The organism is Pseudomonas sp. LBUM1657, assembly GCF_059716075.1.
On record NZ_CP166799.1, the window covers coordinates 4,871,113 to 4,883,280 of the forward strand.

Consider the following 12,168-nt stretch of genomic DNA (forward strand, 5'->3'; position numbering starts at 1 on the left):
ATTGATGGCGACTGACACTCCCTCTTCGCGAGCAAGCCCGCTCCCACAGTGGATTGGTGCCAGACATGAACATCATCGTCACGGCGTACGGTTACGGCGGGTTTCGATGATGTTCGGCAACTGGGAAATCCGCCCCAGCAACCGCCCCAGCGCATCCAGCCCCGGAATCTCGATGGTCAGGGACATCAACGCCGTGTTGTCCTCTTTGTTCGAGCGGGTGTTGACCGCCAGCACGTTGATCCGCTCGTTGAGCAGCACCTGCGAAACGTCACGCAGCAAACCGGACCGGTCGTAGGCGCGGATGATGATGTCCACCGGATAGGTGAGCACCGGCACCGGGCCCCAGCTGACCTGGATGATCCGCTCCGGCTCGCGCCCGCCCAGTTGCAACACCGAGGCGCAGTCCTGACGGTGAATGCTCACGCCACGGCCCTGGGTGATGTAACCGACGATCGCATCGCCCGGCAGCGGCTGGCAGCAGCCGGCCATCTGGGTCATCAGGTTGCCGACACCCTGAATCTGGATGTCGCCGCGCTTGCCCGGCTTGTAACCGGTGGCCTTGCGCGGAATCAGTTCCAGCTGTTCGTTGCCGCGCTCCGGCTCGACCAGTTGCTGCGCCAGGTTGACCAGTTGTGCCAGACGCAAGTCGCCGGCACCGAGGGCGGCGTACATGTCCTCGGCCGTCTTCATGTTGGCCTTGTCAGCCAGCTTTTCGTAGTCCACCGCGGGCAGACCGAGACGACTGAGTTCGCGTTCGAGCAGGGTTTTACCGGCCGCGACGTTCTGATCCCGCGCCTGCAATTTGAACCAGTGAACGATCTTCGCCCGTGCCCGCGACGTGGTGATGTAACCCAGGTTCGGGTTCAGCCAGTCGCGGCTCGGGGTGCCGTGCTTGCTGGTGATGATCTCGACCTGTTCACCGGTTTGCAGGCTGTAGTTGAGCGGTACGATCCGCCCGTTGATTTTCGCGCCGCGGCAGTTGTGGCCGATTTCAGTGTGCACGCGATAAGCGAAGTCCAGCGGCGTCGAGCCCTTCGGCAAGTCGATGGCGTGACCGTCCGGGGTGAAGATATAGACCCGGTCCGGCTCGATATCGACCCGCAACTGTTCCGCGAGGCCACCGATGTCACCGAGTTCTTCATGCCACTCGAGCACCTGACGCAACCAGGAGATTTTCTCTTCGTAGTGATTGGAGCCGGATTTGACGTCAGTGCCTTTGTAGCGCCAGTGCGCGCAGACGCCCAGTTCGGCCTCTTCATGCATCGAGTGGGTGCGGATCTGCACTTCCAGCACCTTGCCCTCGGGCCCGATGACCGCCGTGTGCAACGAGCGGTAACCGTTTTCTTTGGGGTTGGCGATGTAGTCGTCGAATTCTTTCGGGATGTGTCGCCACAAGGTGTGGACGATGCCGAGCGCGGTGTAGCAGTCGCGCATTTCCGGCACGAGCACGCGTACGGCACGCACGTCGTAGATCTGGCTGAATTCCAGACCTTTGCGCTGCATTTTGCGCCAGATCGAATAGATGTGTTTGGCCCGGCCGCTGATGTCGGCATCGACGCCGGTGGCCTGCAATTCGACTTTCAGCTGGTTCATCACATCGGCGATGAAGCGCTCGCGATCCAGACGCCGCTCGTGGAGCAACTTGGCGATCTGTTTGTATTGGTCGGGTTCCAGGTAACGGAAGGACAAGTCCTCCAGTTCCCACTTGATGTGACCGATACCGAGGCGGTGGGCTAGCGGCGCGTAGATGTCGAAGACTTCCCGGGCCACGCGGTTGCGCTTCTCGTCATCGGCGGTTTTTACCGCACGAATCGCGCAAGTGCGTTCGGCCAGTTTGATCAGCGCGACGCGCACGTCGTCGACCATCGCCACCAACATCTTGCGCAGGTTTTCCACCTGGCCCTGGGTGCCCAGCACCAGGGATTGACGGGGGCTCAGGCTGGCGCTGATCGCCGCCATGCGCAGCACGCCGTCGATGAGTTTGGCGACCACCGGACCGAAGCGCTGGCTGATCGCCGGCAATTCAATCTGGCCTTCGCGCACGCCGCGGTACAAGACCGCCGCAACCAACGAATCCTGATCGAGTTTGAGGTCGGCGAGAATCTCGGCGATCTCAAGGCCGGTGCGGAAACTCGAAGTCCCTTCGGACCACAGGTTCTTCGCCGCATTGGCCTGTTGTTCAGACGCGCGAGCGAACTCGCACGCTTCCTTCAAGGCTTCGCGATCCAGTGCCAGATCGACACTGACCGCATGATCGAGCCAAGCCTCGAGATTGATACTGCCGTCGGTGTTGATCGGCTGGTGTGCTCTCACCTGTACCATCTTGCTTACCTTCCCTACGACGCAGATTCAATGCGTCAAAATCGCTGACCGTCGTTGCCCGTGAGCCCACGTCGGGCTAGTGCGTGGCTGCACGGGCGGGCCAGTCGGACCAGACGAGCCTTCCTAGCTCGCTTCAAATAACGCCATGGCCTCGACATGTGCCGTCTGAGGAAACATATCGAGAATCCCGGCACGTTTTAACCGGTAGCCCTGCTTGATCAATTCGACCGTGTCGCGCGCCAGCGTTGCAGGGTTGCACGACACATACACCAACCGTTTGGCGCCCAGGGACGCAAGCTTGCGCACGACCTCGAAAGCACCGTCACGCGGTGGGTCCAAGAGTACCGCACAAAAGCCTTCACCGGCCCATTCGGCATCGGTCAAAGGCTGGGACAAATCGGCCTGAAAAAACTTCGCGTTATGCAGATTGTTGCTGGTGGCGTTCGCGGCTGCCCGCTCGACCATCGCCTGCACCCCTTCCACTGCCACCACTTCGCGAACAGCCTTGGCCAGCGGCAACGCAAAGTTACCCAAACCACAGAATAGATCGAGAACGCGCTCATCGGCTTGCGGCTTCAGCCAGTCCAGCGCCTGGGCGATCATCGCTTCGTTGACCCCGGCGTTGACCTGGATGAAATCTCCCGGCCGGTACGCCAGGTTCAAGTCCCACTGATCGAGGCGATAGCCCAGGGACTGATCGGCCTCGACCGGTTGCGGTTCGCCATCTCCATGCAGCCACAACTGGGCTTCATGAAACGCGCAGAAATCCTTGAGGATCGTCATGTCGGCATCGGACAACGGCGCCATGTGCCGCAGCAGAACGGCCAACGACGAGCCACTGAACAATTCCACATGCCCGAGTGCCTGAGGTTTGCTCAAGCGTCGCAGCATCTCCGGCAAGCGGGTCATGATCGGTTGCAAGGGCTGTACCAGCACCGGGCATTCGTTGATGGCCACGATGTCCTGACTGCCGGCAGCACGGAAACCGACTTCGAGTTTTTTCGCTTTCATGTCCCAGCGCACCGCTACACGGGCGCGACGGCGGTAGCCGAATTCCGGACCGCTCAACGGCGCTGCCCACTCTTCGGGTTCGACACCGGCGACCTTCGATAATTGCTCGGCGAGCATGCGCTGTTTCAGGGCGAGCTGTTCGTTGTGAGGCAGATGTTGCACGCTGCAGCCGCCGCAACGACCGGCATGGGGGCACGGCGCCGGACGGCGCAATTCGCTCGACTGGAAAACCCGCTCGGTGCGTGCCTCGACCACTTTGCCGTGGGCGCCCAGCACGCGCGCCTCGATTTCTTCACCGGCCAATGCGCCGATGACGAACCAGGTGCGACCTTCGAAAAACGCGATCCCGCGACCGTCGTTGGCCAGACGCTCGATGCTCAGGCGCTGCTTTTTGCCGGTCGGGACTTGCGGGGCCTTGCTGCCGCCCGTGGGCTGGAAGCGCAGGCCTCTCTCGTGCTTGGCCATCAGTTGGGCGCGTCGAAAATGCCGGTCGACAAGTAACGGTCGCCACGGTCGCAGATGATCGCGACGATCACCGCGTTTTCAACTTCTTTGGACAGACGCAGCATCGCCGCCACGGCACCGCCCGAGGACACGCCGCAGAAGATGCCCTCTTCGCGGGCCAGACGACGGGTCACGTCTTCGGCTTCGCTTTGGGCCATGTCGACGATCCGGTCCACGCGTTCGGCCTGGTAGATCTTCGGCAAGTATTCCTGCGGCCAGCGACGGATGCCCGGAATCGCCGAGCCTTCCATCGGTTGCAGACCGATGATCTGCACGCTCTCGTTCTGCTCTTTCAAGTAGCGCGAAACGCCCATGATGGTGCCGGTGGTGCCCATCGAACTGACGAAATGGGTGATGGTGCCTTCGGTCTGTCGCCAGATTTCCGGGCCGGTGGTGGTGTAGTGCGCTTCGGGGTTGTCCCCGTTGGCGAACTGATCCAGCACCTTGCCACGACCTTCGGCTTCCATCCGCTGGGCGAGGTCGCGGGCGCCTTCCATGCCCTCTTCCTGGGTGACCAGAATCAACTCGGCGCCATAGGCTGTCATGGCTGCCTTGCGCTCGGCGCTGGAGTTGTCCGGCATGATCAGGATCATCTTGTAACCCTTGATCGCGGCGGCCATCGCCAGGGCGATCCCGGTGTTGCCCGAGGTCGCTTCGATCAGCGTATCGCCAGCGTGGATCTGCCCGCGCAGTTCAGCGCGGGTGATCATCGACAGCGCCGGACGGTCCTTGACCGAACCCGCCGGGTTATTCCCTTCGAGCTTGAGCAGAAGAGTGTTGCTGGTGGCGCCAGGCAGGCGCTGCAAACGAACCAGCGGAGTGTTGCCGACGCAATCGGCGATGGTTGGGTACTGCAAGATCATGGCGTATTCGCAATCCAGACTGCGGGGGCGCCTATCATACCGGCAAACCTGCGCAGGCCATATCACGCAAAGTGTGGTGCTTATGGCTTATGGGAATAAGCGGCTGACTCAGTGCTCTTCACCCTGCGCGACATTCAAGGCATAGAACTCATGCAGCTTGGCTTGCAGTAACTGTTTGTCAGGCAGCTGGACCTGATACTCGGCGATCAACGCAGGCGAAAGGCTACGGTTAAGGGCGTACTCGACCACCTCATCGTCCTTGCTGGCACAGAGCAACACACCAATGGCAGGGTTTTCATGGGGTTTGCGTTCGTCGCGATCCAGCGCTTCCAGATAGAAGCCCAGCTTGCCCAAATACTCTGGCTCAAAACGACCGACCTTCAGCTCAATGGCCACCAGACAGTTGAGCCCACGGTGGAAGAACAGCAGATCCAGGGCAAAATCACGCCCGCCGACTTGCAGCGGATATTGGGAGCCGACAAAGCAGAAGTCGCGCCCCAACTCGATCAGAAATTCCTTGAGTCGCCCCAACAACCCCTGATGCAGATCGGTTTCGGCATGGCCGCCGGGCAGGCCAAGAAACTCGACCATGTAGGCGTCACGGAATATCTCAAGCGCCGAGGGGTGAGTTTGTTTCAGCACTGCTGAGACTTTTGCTGGTTGGATCACGCTGCGCTCGAACAGCGCAGCTTTGAGCTGACGTTCCAATTCACGCGTTGACCACTTTTCCTGCACGGCCAGACGCAGATAGAACTCACGCTCTTGGGGGTGTTTGCTCTGAGTCAGGATCAACAGGTTGTGGGTCCAAGGTAATAGTGTCAGCAGTGCTGACACTTTTTCGTCGCTCCGGTAAGCCTCGTAGAATTGACGCATACGGAACAGATTGCGCCGCGTAAACCCGCGCAACCCTGGTTGAGTTTTAGCCAGGTGTTCCGCCAACTGATTGACCACTGAGTCCCCCCATTCGGCCCGTTCCAGCTTGCGACTGATGTAAGCACCGACCTGCCAGTACAGTTCGATCAACTGGGTATTCACCGCCTGCATGGCCTGTTGCCTGGCACTGTGAATCAGCACAAGCGCTTCATTGAAACGATCATCGGATGTGCTGCGGGGAACGTCGGTTGCAGTCATGCCCTACTCCTTGAAGACGAGGAAAAGCGAGAGCTTAAACCGTCAAGGTGGCTTCAAGGCGCCGGCAAAACCCTTTAGGAAATGTCGTACAACAACACCGGATCGCTCCGGCATGATCACAGTGGTGATGGCTGGGCAGACCTCTTCACGAGCAAGCCCGCTCCCACAGGTTCGGCGGTTGTTCACACAATTTGTGGGCGACAAACATCCACAGTGGGAGCGGGCTTGCTCGCGAAGGCGTCCTCACTGACTCCACCCTCATCAGCCACCAACCGCATATTCAGCCGCAACCCGGTCTCAGTGTTTTCAGCCCAAAGCTCCCCACCCTGGCGCTGCACCGCATTCCTGGCAATGCTCAACCCCAAACCAAATCCACTACCCCCCGGTCGCGACCCATCAAGCCGAATAAATGGCGAGAAGATCCGCTCCAGATCCACCTCGGCCACTCCGCCGCCCTGGTCCTCCAGCCACACATGCCAGAAGTCGCCATCACGCCGTGCACCTAGACTGACGATGCCGCGACACGGTGAATGACGAATGGCATTGCGCAGAATATTTTCCAGGGCCTGAGCCAGGGTATTGAGATTGCCGCGCACCCAGCAGGACGAATCTACCGCGCAGTGCAATTGAGCCGCCGGCCAGCCACTTTCGTAACAGGCGTTTTCCGTGAGCATTTCCCACAGCGCCTGAATCTGGATCGCTTCGTCGGGCAATGGCGCGCGTTCGGTGTCGAGCCAGGCCAGTTGCAAGGTGTCTTCCACCAGACGTTGCATGCCATCGACCTCCCGGCCAATGCGCTCGCGCAATTGCGCCAGATCCTGCTCGCTTTCGCTGGCGACGCGCAGGCGACTCAGCGGTGTGCGTAATTCGTGGGACAAGTCGCGCAGCAATTGTTGTTGCAACGCCACCGTGCTTTGCAGGCGTTCGGACATGTGATCGAACGCTCGACCCAGCTCACCCAGTTCATCGGAACGGTTGGTCGTGCGGCGCGACAGACGCACACCCAACTGGTCGGCACGCCAGGCATTGGCCTGTTCGCGCAGGTGATTGAGAGGGACCACCAGCAACCGATACAGGCCGACGCACAGCAGCAAGGTGAATAGCCCGGGAATCACGCCGTTGGTGATGACGCGCCAGAACACTCGGTAGTGACCGGGCATGAAGCGCTGGGGCAGTTCGATCACCAGGCTGCCGGCGGATGGGTCATTGGGAAACGGCACGCGCAGCCACGGCAGGCGCTTCTTGTGAATGGGCCAATCCAGGCCGCGCAAAAAGGTCAGTCGCTCGATGTCCTTGTCCGTCAGTGGCCTGCTGCTCAAGGACTGCAAATCACCGCCAATCACGCCCACCCAGCCCGCTTCGCGCTGATGCATAGCTTGTAGCCAGGCATCGACGCCAGGCCGTTGGCGCTGCTGCCATTCCTGCTCGGCTTCGGCGGCATAGCGCGTCAGCGTGGCTCGGGCGTCATCCGACAGGAATTGGTTGCGCTCTTCCATGTAGCGACCCCAAGACCAGCTCAACCAGATCATCAGCAGACAGAATGCCACCAACAGGCAGGCCAGCTTCCAGAACAGCGAATGCCTGCCTGGCAGGTCAGACCATTTCATCGACAGCGCTCAACACATAGCCCTTGCCCCACACCGTGCGGACTTCCCGCTCGGTATAACCGATGGCCTTGAGCTTGCGACGAATCTGACTGATGTGCATATCCAGGCTACGGTCGTGCATCGCGTAACCACGTTGCAGCACATGCTGATAAAGGAAGGCTTTGCTCAGCACTTCATCGCCGTGGCGATTCAGGGTTTCCAGCAGCCGGTACTCGCTGCGGGTAAGACCGGCATGCTCGCCGTAAAACACATCGCAGAGTTCATCATCGAATCGCAGGCTGTCCACTGCCGGGGCGATCGGCGCGGGCGACGGCCGGCGGTCGAGCGCCACGCGCCGCAGGATCGCTTCGATGCGCACCCGCAATTCAACCATGCTGAAGGGCTTGGGCAGGTAATCATCGGCGCCCAGACGAAAACCACTGACGCGATCCGCCTCGGCACCCAGCGCCGACATCAGCAACACCGGGGTGGAATGGCTCTGGCGCAATTGGGTCAACACCGACAGACCGTCCATGCCCGGCAGCAGAATATCCATCAGCACCACATCGAAGGCTTGTTGGCGGGCCATCGTCAGGCCTTCCTGGCCGTTCTGGCACCAAGTCACCTGAAAACCGCTGCGGCCCAGATGCTCATGAACATAGGCACCCAGGACAAGATCGTCTTCGATGGAAAGAATTCGGGGATGGTCAACAGAGATGGGAGTCATGAGTATCTGCAAATAATTCTCAGTTGGCGATTATTCAAGATTGCTTCGCCAGGGGCAACCCACGGTTTGCCCACGAGGCAAAAGCATTGAACTGACCGACGAATGACGACATCAATTTTACGAGGATTGCCCGCAAGCAAATCGCTACACTGCGCAGGTGGCGCGTGCCGGACGTACGTGCAGGTCATTAAATAGCTGGATGCGGGAGAGATGCGTGCTCAAGAAACTGGGAATTAAAGGCCGCGTGCTGTTGCTGACCCTGTTGCCGACCAGCTTGATGGCCCTGGTTCTGGGCGGCTATTTCACCTGGATGCAGCAGTCCGACCTGCAAACCCAACTCATGCAGCGTGGCGAGATGATCGCCGAACAACTGGCGCCCCTGGTGGCCCCGGCCATGGGTCACAAGAACACCGATCTGCTGGAACGCATCGCCACCCAGTCCCTCGAAGAACCGGACGTGCGCGCCGTGACCTTCCTCGCCCCCGACCGCACGCTGCTGGCCCATGCCGGCCCGATCATGCTCAACAAGGCCCCCATCGGCAACAGCTCGCAGATGCTGCGCCAAAGCGGCAACGACGCCACTCGCTATTTGCTGCCGGTGTTCGGCAGACACCGCAACCTGGCCGGCGACCTGATTCCCGATGAAGCCGACCGTCTGCTGGGCTGGGTCGAACTCGAACTGTCCCATAACGGCATGCTGTTGCGCGGTTACCGCAGCCTGTTCGCCAGCCTGTTGTTGATCGGCGCGGGCCTGGCCGGTGCGGCGCTGCTGGCGTTGCGCATGGGCCGCACCATCAATCGGCCGCTGAGCCAGATCAAGCAGGCAGTGGCGCAACTCAAGGACGGACATCTGGAAACCCGTCTGCCGCCCCTTGGCAGCCAGGAGCTGGATGAACTGGCCTCCGGCATCAACCGCATGGCCGGCACCCTGCAGAACGCGCAAGAAGAATTGCAGCACAGCATCGATCAGGCCACCGAAGACGTGCGCCAAAACCTGGAAACCATCGAAATCCAGAACATCGAACTGGACCTGGCGCGCAAGGAAGCCCTTGAGGCGAGCCGGATCAAATCCGAATTCCTGGCTAACATGAGCCATGAAATCCGCACGCCGCTCAACGGCATTCTCGGCTTCACGCATCTGCTGCAAAAAAGCGAACTGACCCCACGCCAGCTCGACTACCTGGGCACCATCGAAAAGTCCGCCGATAGTCTGCTGGGGATCATTAACGAGATCCTCGATTTCTCGAAGATCGAGGCCGGCAAACTGGTGCTCGACCATATTCCGTTCAACCTGCGCGACTTGCTCCAGGACACCCTGACCATCCTCGCGCCGGCCGCCCACGCCAAGCAGCTTGAGCTGGTGAGCCTGGTCTATCGCGACACGCCGCTGTCGCTGGTGGGCGACCCGCTGCGGCTCAAGCAGATCCTCACTAACCTGGTGAGCAACGCGATCAAGTTCACCCGCGAAGGCACCATTGTCGCCCGGGCCATGCTCGAAGAAGAACATGAAGACAGCGTGCAACTGCGCATCAGCATTCAGGACACCGGCATCGGCCTGTCGAACCAGGACGTGCGCGCACTGTTCCAGGCCTTCAGCCAGGCCGACAACTCGCTGTCCCGACAGCCTGGTGGCACCGGCCTGGGGCTGGTGATTTCCAAGCGATTGATCGAACAGATGGGCGGCGAAATAGGCGTCGACAGCACACCGGGCGAAGGCTCGGAATTCTGGATCAGCCTGAGCCTGCCCAAAACCCGCGACGACGCCGAAGACCTGCCCGGCCCACCGTTGCTCGGGCGCCGGGTGGCGGTGCTGGAAAACCATGAACTGGCCCGTCAGGCGCTGCAGCATCAACTGGAAGACTGCGGCCTCGAAGTCACCCCGTTCAGTACGCTGGAAAGCCTGACCAATGGTGTCACCGGCGCCCACCAGACCGATCAGGAGATCGACCTGGCGGTGCTCGGCATCACCAGCAATGACATGCCGCCGGAGCGTCTCAACCAGCACATCTGGGACCTCGAACACCTGGGCTGCAAAGTGCTGGTGCTGTGCCCGACCACCGAACAGACGCTGTTCCATCTCTCGGTGCCCAACCCCCACAGTCAGCTCCAGGCCAAACCCGCCTGCACCCGCAAGCTGCGGCGGGCCTTGTCCGATCTGGTCAACCCGCGCCAGCAGCGCAGCGAACCCGGCGAACCGCTGTCCAGTCGGGCGCCGAAGGTCCTGTGCGTCGACGACAATCCGGCCAACCTGTTGCTGGTGCAAACCCTGCTCGAAGACATGGGCGCCAAGGTACTCGCGGTGGAAAGCGGTTACGCCGCGGTCAAAGCCGTGCAAAGCGAAACCTTCGATCTGGTGTTGATGGACGTGCAGATGCCCGGCATGGACGGGCGCCAGAGCACCGAAGCGATCCGCGCGTGGGAAAGCGAACGGCATTGCACGCCACTGCCGATCGTGGCCCTCACCGCCCACGCGATGGCCAACGAAAAACGCGCACTTCTGCAAAGCGGCATGGACGACTACCTGACCAAACCGATCAGCGAACGGCAACTGGCGCAGGTGGTGTTGAAGTGGACCGGCCTGGCGCTGCGCAATCATGGCCCGGAGCGTGCCAGCGACAGCCACAGCGGCAGCCACGAATTGCAGGTGCTCGACCACGAAGAAGGTTTGCGCCTGGCCGCCGGCAAGGCTGATCTGGCGGCGGACATGCTGGCAATGCTGCTGGCCTCGCTTGAAGCCGACCGCGAAGCCATTCGCTTCGCCCGGGAAACCAACGACCAGAACGCGCTGATCGAGCGAGTCCATCGTCTGCACGGCGCGACCCGATATTGCGGCGTACCGCAACTGCGCGCCGCCTGCCAACGCAGCGAAACCTTGCTCAAGCAACAGGACGCGAAGGCCTACAGCGCACTCGAAGAGCTCGACCGGGCCATCAATCGCCTGGCGGCCCATGCCCGTATCAATGCCTGATTCAGCGCAATAACGCCGCGCGTCATGAAGGCTAAAGTAGGTGAGCTTTCCAGGAGGACGCCATGCGCACGATTCTTTTCAGCAGCCAGACCTACGACCGCGACAGTTTTCTCGCGGCCGAGCTACCGGCCGGCATCGAGTTGCACTTTCAATCGGCGCGACTGAGCCTCGATACCGTGGCCCTGGCGGAGTATCACGAGGTGGTCTGCGCCTTCATCAATGACGATCTCAGCGCGCCGGTGCTCGAACGCCTGGCAGCGGGCGGTACACGCCTGATCGCCCTGCGTTCGGCTGGGTACAACCACGTCGATCTTGCGGTTGCGAAGCTGTTGGGACTGTCGATTGTCCGGGTCCCGGCCTACTCGCCGCATGCGGTGGCCGAGCATGCGGTGGCGCTGATCCTGGCGCTCAATCGCCGCTTGCACCGCGCCTATAACCGCACGCGCGAAGGGGATTTCAGCCTGCACGGGCTGACCGGATTCGACCTGGTGGGCAAAACCGTCGGCGTGGTCGGTACCGGGCAGATCGGCGCGACTTTCGCGAAAATCATGAACGGTTTTGGCTGCCAGTTGCTGGCCTACGACCCCTTCCCCAACCCACAAGTCGAGGCTCTCGGTGCCCGCTACCTGAGCTTGCCGGAACTGCTGGCCGAGTCGCAGATCATCAGCCTGCACTGCCCGCTCAACGAGCAGAGCAAACACTTGATCAACAGCGAGTCATTGGCCCACATGCAACCCGGCGCGATGCTGATCAATACCGGACGTGGCGGCCTGGTGGACACGCCGGCGCTGATCGACGCGTTGAAAGACGGTCAACTGGGGTATCTGGGGCTGGATGTGTATGAAGAAGAGGCGCAATTGTTCTTCGAGGACCGCTCCGACCTGCCACTGCAGGACGATGTGCTGGCGCGGCTACTGACTTTTCCTAACGTAATCGTTACCGCTCACCAGGCCTTCCTGACCCGCGAAGCCCTGGGCGCGATTGCCGCGACCACCCTGCAGAACATCGCTGCCTGGGCGGCCGGTACGGCGCAGAATCGGGTCGAGGGTTGACCGA

The 12,168-nt window shown here is 61.1% G+C and carries 8 protein-coding genes; 2 read left to right on the forward strand and 6 right to left on the reverse strand.

The window, feature by feature from the left end:
- Positions 1–78 precede the first annotated feature (78 nt).
- From relA to ACA055_RS22485, 6 genes are all read right to left on the reverse strand, one after another.
- Positions 79–2,322: a GTP diphosphokinase gene (gene relA, locus ACA055_RS22460; protein ID WP_497680636.1), complete on the reverse strand. Its 2,244-nt coding sequence runs from the start codon at positions 2,320–2,322 to the stop codon at positions 79–81.
- A gap of 123 nt (positions 2,323–2,445) precedes the next feature.
- A complete protein-coding gene (gene rlmD, locus ACA055_RS22465) occupies positions 2,446–3,798 on the reverse strand; it encodes a 23S rRNA (uracil(1939)-C(5))-methyltransferase RlmD (RefSeq protein WP_497680637.1) in 1,353 nt (450 codons plus the stop codon).
- A complete protein-coding gene (cysM, locus tag ACA055_RS22470; RefSeq protein WP_497680638.1) occupies positions 3,798–4,700 on the reverse strand; it encodes a cysteine synthase CysM in 903 nt (300 codons plus the stop codon). The genes rlmD and cysM overlap by 1 nt, the downstream gene beginning before the upstream one ends.
- 108 nt (positions 4,701–4,808) lie before the next feature.
- Positions 4,809–5,831: a PDDEXK nuclease domain-containing protein gene (locus ACA055_RS22475; protein ID WP_497680639.1), complete on the reverse strand. Its 1,023-nt coding sequence runs from the start codon at positions 5,829–5,831 to the stop codon at positions 4,809–4,811.
- 182 nt (positions 5,832–6,013) lie between these two features.
- Positions 6,014–7,438: a sensor histidine kinase gene (locus tag ACA055_RS22480; RefSeq protein WP_497680640.1), complete on the reverse strand. Its 1,425-nt coding sequence runs from the start codon at positions 7,436–7,438 to the stop codon at positions 6,014–6,016.
- Complete coding sequence (locus tag ACA055_RS22485) at positions 7,425–8,144, reverse strand: response regulator transcription factor (protein WP_497680641.1); 720 nt, start codon at positions 8,142–8,144, stop codon at positions 7,425–7,427. The genes ACA055_RS22480 and ACA055_RS22485 overlap by 14 nt, the downstream gene beginning before the upstream one ends.
- Positions 8,145–8,358: 214 nt before the next feature.
- Between ACA055_RS22485 and ACA055_RS22490 the strand changes: the two genes are divergently transcribed.
- Both ACA055_RS22490 and ACA055_RS22495 read left to right on the forward strand, forming a co-directional pair.
- Complete coding sequence (locus ACA055_RS22490) at positions 8,359–11,112, forward strand: response regulator (RefSeq protein WP_497680642.1); 2,754 nt, start codon at positions 8,359–8,361, stop codon at positions 11,110–11,112.
- Positions 11,113–11,174: 62 nt separating this feature from the next.
- Complete coding sequence (locus ACA055_RS22495; RefSeq protein ID WP_497680643.1) at positions 11,175–12,164, forward strand: 2-hydroxyacid dehydrogenase; 990 nt, start codon at positions 11,175–11,177, stop codon at positions 12,162–12,164.
- Positions 12,165–12,168 lie beyond the last annotated feature (4 nt).